At 65.1% G+C, this 15,057-nt stretch carries 15 protein-coding genes; 4 read left to right on the plus strand and 11 right to left on the minus strand.

Annotated elements, in window-relative coordinates:
- Positions 1–139: 139 nt before the first annotated feature.
- From IVB46_RS22095 to IVB46_RS22140, 10 genes are all read right to left on the minus strand, one after another.
- Positions 140–1,078 (minus strand): malonate decarboxylase subunit epsilon, encoded by a 939-nt coding sequence (locus IVB46_RS22095; protein ID WP_247309015.1) that lies wholly within the window; start codon positions 1,076–1,078, stop codon positions 140–142.
- A 9-nt stretch (positions 1,079–1,087) separates the two neighbouring features.
- Positions 1,088–2,038, minus strand: a complete 951-nt coding sequence (locus tag IVB46_RS22100; protein WP_247309013.1) for an AEC family transporter — start codon at positions 2,036–2,038, stop codon at positions 1,088–1,090.
- Positions 2,035–2,916: a triphosphoribosyl-dephospho-CoA synthase MdcB gene (mdcB, locus tag IVB46_RS22105; protein WP_247309011.1), complete on the minus strand. Its 882-nt coding sequence runs from the start codon at positions 2,914–2,916 to the stop codon at positions 2,035–2,037. The genes IVB46_RS22100 and mdcB overlap by 4 nt, the downstream gene beginning before the upstream one ends.
- Positions 2,913–3,593: a malonate decarboxylase holo-[acyl-carrier-protein] synthase gene (mdcG, locus tag IVB46_RS22110; RefSeq protein ID WP_247309008.1), complete on the minus strand. Its 681-nt coding sequence runs from the start codon at positions 3,591–3,593 to the stop codon at positions 2,913–2,915. Before mdcG ends, mdcB begins: the two co-directional genes overlap by 4 nt.
- Positions 3,568–4,290 (minus strand): biotin-independent malonate decarboxylase subunit gamma, encoded by a 723-nt coding sequence (gene mdcE / locus IVB46_RS22115; protein WP_063984273.1) that lies wholly within the window; start codon positions 4,288–4,290, stop codon positions 3,568–3,570. Before mdcE ends, mdcG begins: the two co-directional genes overlap by 26 nt.
- Positions 4,277–5,215 carry a biotin-independent malonate decarboxylase subunit beta gene (locus IVB46_RS22120; RefSeq protein ID WP_247309006.1) on the minus strand — a complete coding sequence of 313 codons (939 nt, stop codon included), beginning with the start codon at positions 5,213–5,215 and terminating at the stop codon, positions 4,277–4,279. Before IVB46_RS22120 ends, mdcE begins: the two co-directional genes overlap by 14 nt.
- Positions 5,212–5,529 (minus strand): malonate decarboxylase acyl carrier protein, encoded by a 318-nt coding sequence (mdcC, locus tag IVB46_RS22125; RefSeq protein WP_063984275.1) that lies wholly within the window; start codon positions 5,527–5,529, stop codon positions 5,212–5,214. Before mdcC ends, IVB46_RS22120 begins: the two co-directional genes overlap by 4 nt.
- 9 nt (positions 5,530–5,538) lie before the next feature.
- Positions 5,539–7,185 (minus strand): malonate decarboxylase subunit alpha, encoded by a 1,647-nt coding sequence (gene mdcA, locus IVB46_RS22130; RefSeq protein WP_247343477.1) that lies wholly within the window; start codon positions 7,183–7,185, stop codon positions 5,539–5,541.
- The gene (locus IVB46_RS22135) at positions 7,182–8,048 is read right to left on the minus strand and encodes an MBL fold metallo-hydrolase (RefSeq protein WP_247309001.1); all 867 of its coding nucleotides are present in this window, start codon (positions 8,046–8,048) and stop codon (positions 7,182–7,184) included. Before IVB46_RS22135 ends, mdcA begins: the two co-directional genes overlap by 4 nt.
- Positions 8,049–8,142: 94 nt before the next feature.
- Positions 8,143–8,928, minus strand: a complete 786-nt coding sequence (locus tag IVB46_RS22140) for an alpha/beta hydrolase (protein ID WP_063984278.1) — start codon at positions 8,926–8,928, stop codon at positions 8,143–8,145.
- Between the two features lie 305 nt (positions 8,929–9,233).
- Between IVB46_RS22140 and IVB46_RS22145 the strand changes: the two genes are divergently transcribed.
- The gene (locus IVB46_RS22145; RefSeq protein ID WP_247308999.1) at positions 9,234–9,575 is read left to right on the plus strand and encodes a hypothetical protein; all 342 of its coding nucleotides are present in this window, start codon (positions 9,234–9,236) and stop codon (positions 9,573–9,575) included.
- Between the two features lie 324 nt (positions 9,576–9,899).
- On the opposite strand, the gene IVB46_RS22150 is transcribed toward IVB46_RS22145, so the two are convergent.
- Positions 9,900–10,304: a hypothetical protein gene (locus IVB46_RS22150; RefSeq protein ID WP_247308997.1), complete on the minus strand. Its 405-nt coding sequence runs from the start codon at positions 10,302–10,304 to the stop codon at positions 9,900–9,902.
- 23 nt (positions 10,305–10,327) lie between these two features.
- Here IVB46_RS22150 and IVB46_RS22155 point away from each other — a divergent pair, with 23 nt between their 5' ends.
- Genes IVB46_RS22155 through IVB46_RS22165 form a run of 3 tightly spaced genes read left to right on the plus strand, consistent with a single transcriptional unit; the run spans position 10,328 to position 15,043 of the window.
- Positions 10,328–11,500, plus strand: a complete 1,173-nt coding sequence (locus IVB46_RS22155; protein WP_247308996.1) for an efflux RND transporter periplasmic adaptor subunit — start codon at positions 10,328–10,330, stop codon at positions 11,498–11,500.
- Entirely contained in the window at positions 11,497–14,640 is a 3,144-nt protein-coding gene (locus IVB46_RS22160) for an efflux RND transporter permease subunit (RefSeq protein ID WP_247308994.1), read from the plus strand. The genes IVB46_RS22155 and IVB46_RS22160 overlap by 4 nt, the downstream gene beginning before the upstream one ends.
- Positions 14,627–15,043: a hotdog domain-containing protein gene (locus tag IVB46_RS22165; RefSeq protein ID WP_247308992.1), complete on the plus strand. Its 417-nt coding sequence runs from the start codon at positions 14,627–14,629 to the stop codon at positions 15,041–15,043. Before IVB46_RS22160 ends, IVB46_RS22165 begins: the two co-directional genes overlap by 14 nt.
- The last annotated feature ends 14 nt before the right edge of the window (positions 15,044–15,057 follow it).

Genomic DNA, 15,057 nt, shown 5'->3' on the forward strand with positions numbered 1-15,057 from the left:
TCACGGCTCGAGCCTTCTCCTCCCAGGCATGCGAGCATTGGGCCGTCCTCCCCACAAGGACGGCCCCTTTTTTTTGCCTCGCCGCACGTCGATCCGGAGCGCGCCGTCCGTCCGATTCCGGAACGATGCTGTTGCCATTTCAGTCGCTGAGATGCCGCGCAAGCCAGTTACGTACGCCCTGAAGACTCCTGAAATCGTCCAGCGACCGCACCGGAAGGCCGGGCTCGATGCTCGCAACCATCCGGCTCAGTGCATGTCCAGGTCCAAATTCGAGAAATGCCGTGGCACCCGCTTCGAGACAGCTTTGCAGGCAATTTCCCCACTGCACGGTTTGCGAGATCTGCGCGGCGAGCTTGTCGTGGCCCGCCTCGGCGGAGACGACCGAACCGCCATCGATGCCGCTCAGGATGCGCGCACCGGCGGCCGACGGGAACGCCACCGGCGCCAACCGCAAGACTTCGCGAAACACGACCGACGCCTCGGCGAGCCGTCCGGTGTGGGAGGCAACCCGAACCGGCAGATCGACGATCCTTGTGGCACGCATCGCCCTCGCCTCTCCGGCAATTCCGTTCAATGCCTCCCGGCCACCGCCGATCACGAAGGCATCGCCTGGATTGACGATGGCGATCGCCGCACCGTGGCGCTCGCAAAGGCGCTTAATATCGTCATGTGAAAGACCGCGGACAAAGATCAGCCCGTCACCGGCGCAGGTGGCGGCGTCCATTGCTTCCGCGCGGCGCACTGCGAGGTCGAGCGTGAGGACCGGTTCGAACAGATCTCCCACGCCCCATGCCGCCACCTCACCGACGCTATAGCCTGCGATGATGGCGCCATGTGGAATGATGTCCCCGAGCCCGGCAGCGGCGGCCAGTGCCTGCAACGTGCATAGAATCTGGCCGGACCGGTTGCGATGCAGAGCCTCGTCAGATTCGCTGCGCACGAAATCGCGCGGATCCCTGCCGCCCAGCAACGTTGCCGCGTGTGCAAACAGGTGCGTCGCTTCCGGCGCATCGCCCGTCAGGGCGAACATGTCCCGATGCTGTCCGCCTTGTCCCGAGCACAGGATCGCAAGTGTCATGATCGCCGCCTAGTGCGGAAAGAGCACGGCGATCGCGACCGCCATGGTCGCGACGCTGAATCCGGTGCTCGAAATGACCATCGATCCGACCGCTGCGGAATCCAGCCGGTAGTTGACCGCAAACAGGATGCCGAAAAAGCCGGAAGGCACCGCGGCGAGGAGAATGGCCGTCCTCGCTGTGTCGGGAGCGATTGGAAAGACGTGAGTGATTGCAACGGCTGCGAGCGGCCGAACCACGTCCGCGGCCACGGTTGCGGCCGCGATCTTCCAGTTCAGGCGGAACGACTGTGCCGACAGGATGGCTCCGGTCAGGAACAGCGCGACGCCGGCGGCCGAACTCCCGATCAGGGCGAGGCAGGCATGAGCAAGCGCGTCGAGGCTCAGATCCGACACCGAAAACAGGATGCCGAACACGGGCGCGAGCACGACCGGCTTGGTGATCGCGCGCCCCACTGCCGTCAGCATCTGCCGCGCCGCCATTTCCTCGCCACGGGACCTGGCGGCGTCCATTTCCGCCATGATCAGGGTCACCGGGCTGATGAGGACCGAACCGGTCGCCAATGCGACGGCGACCGGAACGGCGCCCGCCTGTCCCGCGACGGATGTCAGGATTGGAAGACCGACGCCAGCAAGATTTGGAAAGCCGACCGTGAGTGCCTGAATCGACGCATCGGGCCGCGACACCTTGAACAACCTGCGCGCGGCAAGATACCAGGCGGCATAGAGCAACGACATCGTTACGCCGAGCACCAGAAACAGCGGAACCTGCTCGATCATCTCGCTGCGCGACGCCGAGGCGGTCGCGGCGAACAGGGACGCCGGCACGGCGAAATCCATCACGAGTGCGTTGAGAGCATCGACATGGAGATTGTCGACGACATGAAACCTTCCGGCGGCGTATCCAAGCAGCAAGACGAAGAACACCGGCACCAGCGCCATCAGGATTGCATTGGACATCATGGCCCCGGCGCGTCGTGGGCATCGACGAAGAGCGACATCGCAAGCAGGTCAGCCGAGCCACCGGGACTGAGACGACGCGCGACGAAGCTTTCATGGATCCATCGCGCGCTGACGCGCCAGCCGGGAGCGCGCACGCCGCCGGCGTCGATGAAGCGACGTGCCGCGCGACGCGCAAAGCGAAGCCCCTCGAGCCCGCCACGATGCAGCAGATTCGTGTCTTCCACGGACGCAATCAGGGCAAAGCACGCTTCGACCCGAGCCGCTTCCGCATCCTCGGGCGTGGCAGGCATTGTTCTCCGCAGGGCCGGCAAGCCGATCCGGTAGACGCTGGGAAACCCGCTCGCCGCCTCGATACGGGCTCCGCCTGCGCGAAAGCGGCGGCGAGCAGCGCTGCCATGGCTGTGCAGCAACACCGGACCGTCGAGTATGCTGGCGCCCCAGAGGCGTGCCACGACGTCGCCGAGCGGAAGTGCCGGATCGACCAGCCCGCCGGCCCTCGCACCGGCCGCCGCGCACAACAGGCCAAGACCGAAGATCGCGCCGCGATGCGTATTGACGCCCGCGGTCGCCTCGAGCATCACCCGTTCGGCCTCCAGGCCGATGACCCGCAGCACTCCCATGCCGCAACCGAGCGCGCCCGCTTCGGCAAGGCTTTGAAGGTAAGGCCTGATGGCCGCAGCGCTGCGACGAAACGTGCCGGCATCCATGTCGACGTGACTGCCATTGTCGACATGACTCACGAGCCCCGGCTTGGGCCAGGTTTCCAGCTCCATGGCGAGGCAATCGGCAGCGAAGCCGCCGATCGCCCGGACACCGGACGCCATCTGCCCCCGGCTGGAAACAAGCGGTTCGATGCTTCGCGCGGCCGCTGTGATCATGATCCCATCGCTCCCGAAATGAATCGATCCCTGTCGAGCAGGGCCACGCACCCGATGGTCTTGACCAGAAGCTGGTCCGTGCCGGCATGGAATTCGCGCCAGTTCACCGCTGCGCCATCCGCGCGCATCAATTCGCCATCGAGCCGCATCGGCGCATCGGTCTCGATCGCAGCCAATTCGGCGGCGAGACGATCCAGATCGGTTTCGCGGGGGAACGCGAACAGGACATCGAGGTCGGAACGATCGGTCACGTAGTCGAGCCCGGTCAGCGACTGCCATGCGAGGCTGCCGAACACGCGCACGTCCACCGAATGACGAAGCGCGAGCCCGTCGAGCCGATCGAGCGTCGACCACCAGTTGCGCGGCGCCGAGGCGCGCACCTGCCGCAGCGCGGGCGGCCTCGCGACCGAGGTGACGTGGTCGATATCCGCGAGAAACGACAGCCGCTTCTTGCCGGCGGAGGGCGGCAACGGCAGGCCGAGCGCAAGGCCTGTCGCTTCGCTAGGCAGAGCGCGCCGCCTGATCGTCGGCCATCCCATTTCGGACCAACGCGAAACCAGCGGGTCGGCTGCGAGATCGCCGCGCATCCCGATCATCGCGCGCCAGCCCAGCGGGCTGACAAAGACGAGGTCGTGGCGACCGGCCGGCGGTTCACCGGGTTTGCAGGGCGAGATCACGAACGCGCTCCGCGATATCGGCGGCCTTCGGCCGGCCACCGCGCTCCTTGCCGAGCGCATCTCTTCGATCCCGCGCAGCCGGCATGTCGGCGAGCAGCGCCTCAAGCTGGTCTGCGAGTGAGGTGGCGTCGCTCCATGTCATATGAACGGCACCCATCTGCTCGAGATTGGAAAGCCCCGGCGCGAAAACCGGCGTCGATTTGGCTTTCTCCTCAAGAGCGGTCATCGACAATTTGGTGACCTTCGCCATCGACGGCAGATCCATCACCGCGGGAGAGGCACCAGGCAATCCGACCAGCACGCGCGTCGCAAGGCCCGTCGCAAGCAGGGCCCCCGCCGCCGAGTGGCCGTAGAGAAGACCGATGGTCGGGCGGCCGTGCATGTCCGCGTGGATCAGCACTTTCGCCAGATGTGCGAGGAATTCGTTGAGCCCGAGCAGCTCGTCACGCTTGCTCATGCGCTGGCTGTCGCTGTCGACGAGCACCAGGATCGGTCCGCTCCCCCGGTCGATCGACTCCAGGACATGCGCGGAAAGTCTGATCGCCTCGTCGACGCCGAGCGCAGTCCGATCCGCAACACCAATCACGAGTATCCTGCCACCGGACCGCAGCGTCGCCGCGCCGGCAATGACGCCATTGTCGTTCCTGACCTCATGGCCGTCGGGAAACAGCGAGGCGAGAATGTCATCGAGCGTCACGGCTGCTCCTCCCGATCCTGCTGGCGAGCGCAATGAACTGGTCGGCCGGCAATTCCGGAACCGTTTCCGCATGCGCAACGCCTTCCACGGTCCAGATATCGACGGCGTCCTGGCAAGCGCCGAAGCGGCGCAACCTGTCGGCGAGACGTCCCTGCTCCGCCCTGAGCTGGTCGAGGCCGAAGGGGCCAATCAACCCGATCAGCTCGAGTGCGGCCTCGCGAAAATCCTGCACAGTGTCATCGGCGAAGACGTCGGCTGCACCCAGCAGCCGCCGGTGCTTGCCGCCCATGGTGCGCCAGACCAGGGCACGGTCACGGGAGTCGAACTCCTCGACGCCGCGATTGGTCTCGATCACCTCGGGGCCCGACACCGCGATGCGTCCCGCCTCCGACACGGCGAGCGCGGAGCAACAGCCTGCGATCAGACCGCCGCCGCCATAGCAGCCGGAGCGCCCGCCGATCAGGCCGATGACCTTCACGCCAGCACTGCGCGCCTCCATCACCGCACGCATGATCTCGGCGATGGCGAGCTCACCGGCATTGGCCTCCTGCAACCGGACGCCGCCGGTATCGAGCAGGACCAGAACAGGGATCGATCCGATCTCGCGCGCTGCGCGGAGCAGACCCAGCAGTTTGGCGCCGTGCACCTCGCCGAAGGCGCCGCCCATGAAACGTCCTTCCTGCGCGGCGGCGAATACCGGCGCGCCGCCGAGCCGGCCATGGCCGACGACGATGCCGTCATCGAACTGCTCGGGAAGGCCGAATATCTCCAGATGCGGACTGACTTCGCGCTGTTCCGGCCCGATGAACTCGACCAGGCTGCCGGCATCAAGCAGCAGATCAAGCCTCGTCCGCGCCGATGCCTCGTTGAAGCTCGTGCTGCGGGCCCGTTCGGCCGGGGCGATGTGCGGGAGCGGCGCGGTCATTGCTCGCTCCCCGCGATCAATCGCACCGCCTGCGCCAGCCGAAGCGAGACCGTGTCGGGCCGCGCGCCGCCGTCATTGATGGAAAATTTCAGCCCGCCGGGCGAATAGCGCTCGACGAAATCCCCAATGACGGCGCTCCAGACTTCGCCGAAGCCCATCGCCGCGGTTTTGATCTCGACCGCGCATTCCGCATCCGGCAGGACGCGCTCGACCAGCACTTCCAGATTGCCCGAGGCGACCACGCCTACGATCGCGCTCTGCCTGATACCGCCCGCACGCTCGCGAACCGGGTGATGAAAGCTGAGATCTTCCATGGCCTGTCCTCACCAGTTCCTGAATTTCGACGGCGGCGCGTAGAGCCCGCCCGACCAGCGCACGAGATCCTTGATCGAGCGCGCCGCCAGCATGTTGCGATCCGCATCGAGCGGATTGATGCCGATATCTTCCGGCCGCCGGATCACGCCGCGCTCGCGCAGCTGCGCGACCATGCTGCGATCCCGCCCGCGACCGACATCGGTGTATCCGGCGACGCCGCGGATCGCCTGCTCGCGTTCTTGCGCCGTACGGCACAACAGGAGGTTTGCCACGCCCTCCTCGGTAACGATGTGCGTGACGTCGTCGCCGTAGATCATCACCGGCGCGAGCTCGAGGTTGAGCTTCTCGGCGAGCTCGATCGCATCGAGCTTCTCGACGAACAACGGGACGTTCTTGTCGCCGAAGGTCTCGCCAATCTGCACCACCAGCTTGCGGCCCCGGCGCAACGGCGCCGGACTATCGGGATCGGCCTCCGCGCCGGCCTTCAGCCAGGGCTCGCTCGGATGCCTGCGACCGCGCGCATCCGCGCCCATGTTCGGCGCGCCGCCGAACCCGGCGATGCGCGAGGTGGTGATGGTCGAAGAATTTCCCTGGAGATCGATCTGCAGTGTGGAGCCGATGAACATGTCGCAGGCATAGAGTCCGGCGGTCTGGCAAAACGCGCGGTTGGAGCGCAGCGAGCCGTCGGGGCCGGTGAAATAGACGTCGGATCGGGCCCGGATGTATTCGTCCATGCCGACCTCCGAGCCGAAGGAGTGGATCTGCCGGACCCAACCGGACTCGATCGCGGGAATGAGCGCGGGATGCGGATTCAGGGCGAAGTGGGTTGCGATCCTGCCCTTCAGGCCCAGCCTCTCGCCGAACGTCGGCAGCAGAAGCTCGATCGCGGCCGTGCTGAAGCCGATCCCGTGATTGATCCGCTGCACGCCATAGGGCGCATAGATGCCCTTGATCGCGAGCATCGCGGTCAGGATCTGCCCCTCGGTGATCGCCGACGGATCGCGCGTGAACAGTGGCTCGACGAAGAACGGCTTGTCGGACTTGACGACGAAATGGACGCGGTCCGCCGGGATATCGACCCGCGGAACCGTCTCGACGATCTCGTTGACCTGGGCGATCACGACGCCGTCCTTGAACGCCGTTGCCTCCACCACGGTGGGCGTGTCCTCGGTGTTCGGGCCGGTGTAGAGGTTGCCGTCACGGTCGGCGCTGACGGCGGCGATCAGGGCGACGTGCGGGGTGAGATCGATGAAGTAGCGCGCGAACAGTTCGAGATAGGTGTGAATTGCTCCCAGCTCGATCTTGCCGCCGAACAGCATGCGCGCGATGCGCGCCGATTGCGGCCCGGAATAGGCATAGTCGAGCCGCTTCGCGACCCCGCGGTCGAACAGGTCCAGATGTTCGGGCAGAACGACGCCCGACTGCACCATGTGCAGATCGTTGACCTTGGACAGATCGACCGCCAGCAGCGCGCGGCTCAAGAGATCCGCCTGCTTCTGGTTGTCGCCTTCGAGGCAGACCCGGTCGCCCGGCCGGATCACGGCCTCCAGCAGGCGCGTTGCGTCGGATGCTTCCACGACCTTGCCGCGGGAAAGTCCAGCACCGGCCGCAATGCGGACATCGCGCGCGGCGCGGTTGTTCTGCCAGCTCGTCATGACCTTGGCCCCTTTGCGGCGTTGGCTCCGCTCCAGAGCGATCCCGGATTGGCACGGTCGGGATGAAGCGCGAGCATCGCCTCGTAGAGCTCGCGCGGAGAAATCGTCGCCTGGTCGAGGCGGTTGAAATCGAGCAGATATTGCCGGGTCTCCGCGATGCTGCGCGGATCGTCATCGTTCTCCGGCTTCTTGTGTCCGGCCACCACGAAGCGGGGCTTCAACGCTTCGAGCCGATCGAGCGCGGCGATCCATTCCAGCCGGCTCTGCGTGTCGGTTTCGGCGAGATAAGGATGAATGCCGTTGTATACGGTGTCGCCGGCGACGATCAGATCGAGAGACGGGACATGAAGGGCGGTGGAACGCGCCGTGTCGGTTCGTCCCATGTCGATGACGACGAGCTTGTGTCCCTCGAGCGCGAGCTCGCCTTCGAGAGGCTCTGCAGCGACCAGGCGCTGCGCGATCTCGCCCGGAAAGCGCTTGCGCCAGAAACCGTCGAGCGATGCCGGCGAAAGCTGCGTCTTCATCTCGTCGACAACCTCGGGAACGGCCACGGCCCGTGCCCGCGGAAAGCGATCGAGCAGCGGCGCGAGACCGAAGAAATGATCACCGTGGCCATGCGTGACGTAGATCGTGGTCAGATTTCGCTCCCGCGACACGACCCAATCCAGTAACGTCTTCGACTGCCCGGCGGTGAGGAACGTGTCGACGAGGATGGCATCCCGCTCGCCGTAGATCAGAGTCGACGAATTCGCGACCCACATCAGGTCCGGATTGCCGGAGGGCAGATCGCGGCTCAGTCCAGCCCGCTTCACCGTCGTCACGTCCCAGTCCAGGATCGTGCCGGTCGTCTCGATCATGCTCATGGAATTCTCCGGAGGGGCAGTCGGGCCGGCGGGAGTGCTGTCTCTCCCGCCGTCCTTCCTTCTGCCGGCCGTGCGTCAGGACCGGCAAAACGCGTCAGCGGGTGGCCGGTTGATCGATGCTGCGAGCGGCACGGGTGATGATCTCCGCCACTTCCTTCGGATGCGACTCGTAGACCGAGTGGCTTGCACCCGGGATCACGGTGGTGTGGCTCTTGGCGCGCTCGTAATACCAGCGCTCGAGATCCGGATTGATGATCTGGTCGTTGCCGGCAACGATGCCCCAGCTCGGCTTGGTCTTCCACGCAGCCGCCGTCAGCGGCGTGCTGAACACCTGCGTCGCGGCCAGAACCTGGGAGCGTGATTCGAACTCCGCCTGCTCGCGCGGCAGATCGGGGGCGAACAGCTTGGGGAATTGCACGGGATCGAGATAGGTGAATTTGTCGGGCGTGACCTTGATGGCGCCTTCGGTCTTTCCAAGTACGCTCGGCGTCTTCTTGCCCAGCGCCGCTTCGTCCTCTCCGACGTCGGGCGCATGCGCAGCGACGTAGACCAGGCCGACGACATTGGGATGAACACCCGCCTCGGTGATGATCGAGCCGCCATAGCTGTGGCCGACCAGAAGCGTCGGGCCATTCTGGAGATCGAGCAGCCGCTTCGCCGCCGTGACATCATCGCCAAACGACGTCTCGGGCTCCTGCAGCATGCTGACGCGGAAGCCTTCCTTGACCAGGATCTCGTAGACCGGCTTCCAGCCGGACGCATCGACCCAGGCGCCGTGCACCAGGACGATGTTCTTCGGGGGTTCAGCGCGCGCCGGGGCGACGGTCGCGAACAGGGAGAGAGTGGCAGCGAAGGCGAGGCCAGCGTTGAGGTGTTTCATGTCGGGATCACTCCAGGTTGGAATGGTGCGACAGTAGTGTCGACACTCGCCGGCGTATTTCGGCAAACAACGGCCCTTGCCACTTCGCACGTCGGGACATGCCGATCGAGACAACGGCTGCTCGTGCATCCTCGGGACACTGCCTAGCTAGGGCGCGCACTTCAAAGCGCAGCGCATATGTCAGGCGTACAGACCTCTCATTACTGTGAACGGCCGGCGTTCATACGCGAAAGACGAACGATCCGCTTTGGCATTCAAGAGGTCGCATCTGATGCTGATTGAACTCCATGCATGGGATCGGACACATGACATCCACAGCAAATCTCCAGATCGCGCTTCTCATCCTGTTGTGCGCAGCTTCGCCCGCGCGCGCAGGCACTTGTGCGGACGACATCGCGAAAACCCAGATCCAGCTGGATCAGGCCATAGAAAAAGACGCGGGCGCCCACGGCTGGCAGCGGGAGAGCCTCAGCGCGCTGCGCAGTCATCAACCGACGCCTCGCTCGATTGCAGAGGCCGAAGGCGGCCGCGGAGCGGTTTTCGCGGATGCGCTGGACTCGCTTGATCGCGCGCGTACCGCCGATCAAAACGGCGACACAGGCACATGCAGCCGGGAACTCGCGCATGTGCGGGCCATTCTGAAATAGCGAAAGCGAGCCGAAGCCAAAGCCGGCCAACGGCGAGGCAACTCGGTGACGCGGCCGAACGAAGACGAATGCCCGCTTACGATGCGTCGAACGCCCGTTGCCGTCGTGCTGCCGGGTAGCGGGACGTGCGTTCTGGAAATACCCCGCCGTTCCGCACCTCTCTAGTGCTCGACAGCATTCAGCCGGAGCATTTTCCATGCGAGAGCAGCACCCATCGAACGACGTCGGCTCGGGAAGATCCGGATCGCACCGGTTCACCCTGATACAGCCCGCCGTGGCACTCACGGCCGGCATGCTGTGGCTCGTCCCGGCTGCGACGTCCGCTCAAACGACCATGCCGGGAATGCAGCCTTCCACCGGCATGCTGGCGACGTCGCCGCTCAATCCGCAATCCACGCGGCCCGTCGGCGTTCCGCTGGGATCGACCGAGATCGTAACGCCCGGCATTTCGCCGCTTAATCCGGCGCAAAGCACGGCGGGTTGCGCCGGATCCGGCAATACCGCCTCGTCCGGAGCCTTGTTCGACGGCGGCGGACTGTCCGGGGGCTCATCCGTCACCTGCAACGGCAGCATCACGGCGGCGTCTCCGCTGCCTTCAGCATCGACGGTCGGACGCGTCGGGATACCGCTCGGAGCCACCGAGCTCGGCGGCGCCGGAATCAGTCCGTCCGTTCCGGTGCAAGGCCCTGCCGCAACCGACAGCACGACTTCGATCAGCGGCTCAAGCAATCCCTGACATCCAGGACGATCTCATGAAACGAAATCTCGCCATCGCGCTTGTCGCTCTCGCCGCGATTCTCGTCGGAGCCGGCCTCTGGTTCTTCGCCGCGGACCGGAAGCCGGTCGTCGCCGCCGCGCCAGTGCCCGCGGCCGTACCGGTGGTCACCGCCGCCGTCACCGGCAAGGACGTTCCGATCTATCTGCGCGGCATCGGCACCGTGATCGCCTACAACACCGATGTCGTGCGCAGCCAGATTCAGGGACAGATCGTCAAGATCGCCTTCACTGAGGGACAGACCGTCAAGGCCGGAGATCTGCTCGCCCAGATCGACCCGCGTCCCTACGAGGCCCAGATCGAGCAATTGACGGCCAATCGCGACCGAGATCAGGCCCAACTCACCAATGCCGAGGCCAATCTCTCCCGCTACAATAAACTCGGCGACAAGGGCTATGCGACCCCGCAGCTGATCGAGACGCAGACCGCGCAGGTGGCGCAACTCAAGGCCGCCGTGAAAGCGGACCAGGCGCAGATCGACGAGGCCAACGTCCAGCTCAGCTACACGCGCCTGACATCGGCCATTCCCGGCATCACCGGCGTCCGCCAGATCGATGTCGGCAACGTGATTCATCCGACCGACCCGAACGGTCTCGTCGTCGTCACCCAGATCGAGCCGATTTCGCTGCTGTTCACCCTTCCGCAGACGGATCTGCCCGTGATCCAGGAACACGAAGCAAAAGGCCAGTTGAAGGTCATCGCCTACAGCCAGGACAACAAGATGAAGCTCGGCGAAGGCACGCTGCTGCTTGTCAACAACGAGATCGCAGGGACGACCGGCACCGTCCAGCTCAAGGCCACATTCGCCAATCACGAGCACCGGCTGTGGCCGGGACAGCTGGTGAATGCCCGGCTGCTGCTGAAGATTCAGAAGGATGCGCTGACGGTCGCCGGCTCCGCAGTCCAGCAGGGCCCGAACGGCAGCTATGTCTATGTCGTCGCTCCCAACCAGACCGCTTCCTTGCGTCCCGTTCACGTCGCACAGATCAGCGACGGGCAGGCCCTGATCGACCAGGGACTGAAATCAGGTGATACCGTCGTCGTCGACGGTCAGTATCGGCTGACGGAAGGAAGCCAGGTTCGGGAACTGCACGGCAAGGCCGCGCGCGAAGCCGACCTGCAAAGCTCCGTGCAGGACGCGCTCCCATGAACCTGTCCGCGCCCTTCATCCTGCGGCCGATTGCAACCGCTTTGCTGATGGCGGGCCTGCTGCTGTGCGGCCTCGCGGCCTATCCCCTGTTGCCGGTCGGCGCGCTGCCGAACGTCAACTACCCGACGATCCAGATCTCGGCGCAACTGCCCGGCGCCGACCCCGGAACCATCGCCTCGTCGGTCGCGACGCCACTCGAACAGCAGCTCAGCCAGATCCCCGGCGTCACGCAGCTCACCTCGTCCAGCGCACTCGGCGTCGCCCAGCTCACGGTGCAGTTCGAGCTCTCGCGCACGGTGGACAGCGCGGCGGTCGACGTGCTCTCCGCGATCAATGCCGCGAGCCCGTACCTGCCGCAGAACATCCCCTACCCGCCGACGATCAGGAAGGTGAATCCGGCGGAAACGCCGATCATGCTGATCGCGCTGACGTCAGAGTCGATGCCGCAGACCACGGTCGATGCCTACGCGGAAAACATCCTGCTGCCCAAGATTTCCCAGGTGCCGGGCGTGGGCCTCGTCGGGATCGGCGGCCAGCAGAAGCCCGCCATCCGCATCCGCGTCAATCCGCAGGCGCTTGCCGCCCGCGGCATCGGCCTCGAAGACGTCCGCACCGTGATCGCCGGCGCCAATGTCGACCTGCCCAAGGGCACGCTCAACAGCCCGCGCGTCACTTATACGCTCAATACCAACGACCAGTTGCTGAAGCCCTCCGCCTATGAAGCCCTCATCATCGCCTATCGCAACGGCTCGCCGGTGCGGCTGCGCGACATCGGCTCGGCGATCGAGGGGCCCGAAAACGATCTGCTGGCCGGCTGGTACGGCAAGGACCCCGCCGTCATCCTCGCCGTCCAGCGCGTCCCCGGCGCCAACGTCATCGAAACCGTCGATCGCATCAAGAAACTGCTGCCTCAACTGCAAGCTTCGGTTCCGCCGGCGATCAAGGTGACGATCGCCGCCGACCGCACCGCCACGATTCGCGCCGCGGTTACCGATGTGCAATTCACGCTGCTGTTGACCGTCGCCTTGGTGGTGATGGTGATATTCCTGTTCCTGCGGAATTTCTGGGCCACCATCATCCCGGCGATCACTGTTCCCCTGGCGCTGATCGGCACCTTCGCGGTCCTCTACGTACTCGGCTACAGTCTCGACAACCTCTCGCTGATGGCGCTGTCGATCGCGGTGGGATTCGTGGTCGACGACGCCGTGGTGGTCATCGAGAACATCGTGCGCCATCTCGAGCAGGGCATGACGCCCATGGAGGCTGCGCTCAAAGGCTCCAGCGAAATCGGCTTCACGATCGTCTCCATCACCCTGTCGCTGATCGCGGTGTTCATCCCGCTGTTCCTGATGGGCGGCTACGTCGGAAAGCTGTTCCAGGAGTTCGCCGTCACGATCACCGCCTCGCTGCTGCTGTCGCTGGTGATCTCGCTCACCTTGACGCCGATGATGTGCGCGCGCCTCCTGAAGGACGAATCGCGCAGGAAGCACGGCCGGCTCTATCTCCTGTTCGAGCGCGGCTTCGATGGCCTGCTTGCGCTGTACGCGCGCGGCCTGCGAATCGTGCTGCGCCATCGTTTCGTGACGCTGCTCGTGATGCTCTCGACGATCGCGCTGACCGGCTATCTCTATGTGATCATCCCGAAAGGCTTCTTCCCGCAACAGGATACCGGACAGATCGTCGGCATCACCGAGGCTGCCCAGGACATCTCCTTCCCCGCCATGTCCGAACGCCAGCAGGCCGTCGTCGACGTTCTGTCAAAGGATCCGGCGATCCAATCGGTGGCCAGCTATATCGGTCCGGGCGGCCCGACCGCGACCCTCAACCAGGGGCGCATCTTCATCGTCCTGAAGCCGAAGCCCGAACGCAAGGCCAGCGCCGACCAGGTGATCGCGCGGCTGGAACCCCAGCTCGCCCATATCCAGGGCATCAAGCTTTACATGCAGTCGGCCCAGGACATCACGATCGGCGCGCGCCTATCGAAGACGCAGTATCAGTACACGCTGACGGACGCCGATTCCAACGAACTCAACCACTGGTCGGCGATCTTCCTGGAGAAGATCCGCGCGCTCGACGTCGTCGCCGACGTCGCGAGCGACCAGGCCAACGCCGGCCCGAGGCTGCAGGTCACCGTCAATCGCGAAGTCGCCTCGAGCTTCGGCATCCTGCCCACGACGATCGACAACACCCTCGACGACGCGTTCGGCCAGCGCATCGTCTCCACCATGTTCACCTCGCTGAACCAGTACCACGTGGTCATGGAGGTCGATCCAGCCTTCCAGTATGGGCCTGACGCGCTCAAGGATATCTACCTGAACTCGGCCACCGGCCAACAGGTCCCCTTGAGCACGCTGGTCCACAGCGTCATCATGCCGGCGCCGATTCTGATCAATCACCAGGGCCTGTTTCCGTCGGTGACGATCTCGTTCAACCTGCGGCCCGGTGTCGCGCTGGGCGATGCGGTGACGGCGATCCAGAAGATCGAGAAGGACACCGGCAAGCCCGCTTCGCTGTCGACCTCGTTCCAGGGCAACGCGCAGGCCTTCCAGTCGTCCCTGTCCGGCACGCCGTTGCTGATCGGGGCGGCGCTGATCGTGATCTACATCATCCTTGGCGTCCTCTATGAGAGCCTGATCCATCCGATCACGATCCTGTCGACGCTGCCTTCCGCCGGCATCGGCGCGCTGCTGCTACTGCTGGCAGTCCACATGGATCTCAGCGTCATCGCCATCATCGGCATCATCCTGCTGATCGGCATCGTCAAGAAGAATGGCATCATGCTGGTCGACTTCGCCCTGGAGGTGGAGCGCAATCAAGGGCTGAGCCCTGAGGAAGCGATCTACCAGGCCTGCACGCTCCGCTTTCGCCCGATCCTGATGACGACCATGGCCGCGCTGCTCGGCGGTGTGCCACTGATGCTCGGCAACGGCACCGGCGCCGAACTGCGCCAGCCGCTCGGCTACACGATCGTCGGCGGCTTGATGCTCTCGCAGATCCTGACGCTCTACACCACGCCCGTGGTCTATCTCTATCTCGACCGGCTCGGCAATTGGTTCACCAACCGCAAGCCACATGCGGTCGAGACACCCGCCCCCTCCACGAGTGAAGCAGATGCCGGATTGGGCCATGAGTCCGCTTGATCAGGTGAGCGTCGGCATGACGGCGGAAAAGCTGGTGACCGTCACGGCCGAGATGACGGTCGGCCACGTGGTGCCGGGAATGCCTGAAGTCTACGGCACGCCGATGATGATCCTGCACATCGAGATGGCGGCGGGATCGGCGATCCAGCCGTCCCTGCCGACCGGCTATGTCAGCGTCGGGATGATGGTCGACGTCCGTCATCTGGCGGCGACGCCGGTCGGCCGCACCGTGCGCGCGGTCGCACGGGTCGTCGCCGTCGAAGCCAGGAGCGTCCTGTTCGAAGTCGAGGCCTGGGACGGCGGCCGCAAGATCGGTGACGGGACCCATCGGCGCGGCGTCGTCGATGTCGCCGAGTTCGAAAGGCGTTTCGGCGTGACGAGGCCCAGCGCGGCGTTGGCCTAAGGTCGCGGAATCCT

Origin of the sequence: Bradyrhizobium sp. 61 (genome assembly GCF_023073075.1) — a bacterium.
In the GTDB taxonomy this organism is placed as follows: domain Bacteria; phylum Pseudomonadota; class Alphaproteobacteria; order Rhizobiales; family Xanthobacteraceae; genus Bradyrhizobium; species Bradyrhizobium barranii.

Excerpts from the sequence above, each read along its gene's own strand:
- mdcB (WP_247309011.1), bottom strand. The coding sequence starts at position 2,916 with ATGATCACAGCGGCCGCGCGAAGCATCGAACCGCTTGTTTCCAGCCGG.
- IVB46_RS22135 (WP_247309001.1), bottom strand. The coding sequence starts at position 8,048 with ATGAGCATGATCGAGACGACCGGCACGATCCTGGACTGGGACGTGACG.
- IVB46_RS22165 (WP_247308992.1), top strand. The coding sequence starts at position 14,627 with ATGAGTCCGCTTGATCAGGTGAGCGTCGGCATGACGGCGGAAAAGCTG.
- IVB46_RS22140 (WP_063984278.1), bottom strand. The coding sequence starts at position 8,928 with ATGAAACACCTCAACGCTGGCCTCGCCTTCGCTGCCACTCTCTCCCTG.
- mdcC (WP_063984275.1), bottom strand. The coding sequence starts at position 5,529 with ATGGAAGATCTCAGCTTTCATCACCCGGTTCGCGAGCGTGCGGGCGGT.
- IVB46_RS22145 (WP_247308999.1), top strand. The coding sequence starts at position 9,234 with ATGACATCCACAGCAAATCTCCAGATCGCGCTTCTCATCCTGTTGTGC.
- IVB46_RS22155 (WP_247308996.1), top strand. The coding sequence starts at position 10,328 with ATGAAACGAAATCTCGCCATCGCGCTTGTCGCTCTCGCCGCGATTCTC.
- IVB46_RS22120 (WP_247309006.1), bottom strand. The coding sequence starts at position 5,215 with ATGACCGCGCCGCTCCCGCACATCGCCCCGGCCGAACGGGCCCGCAGC.
- IVB46_RS22095 (WP_247309015.1), bottom strand. The coding sequence starts at position 1,078 with ATGACACTTGCGATCCTGTGCTCGGGACAAGGCGGACAGCATCGGGAC.
- IVB46_RS22100 (WP_247309013.1), bottom strand. The coding sequence starts at position 2,038 with ATGATGTCCAATGCAATCCTGATGGCGCTGGTGCCGGTGTTCTTCGTC.
- mdcA (WP_247343477.1), bottom strand. The coding sequence starts at position 7,185 with ATGACGAGCTGGCAGAACAACCGCGCCGCGCGCGATGTCCGCATTGCG.
- IVB46_RS22160 (WP_247308994.1), top strand. The coding sequence starts at position 11,497 with ATGAACCTGTCCGCGCCCTTCATCCTGCGGCCGATTGCAACCGCTTTG.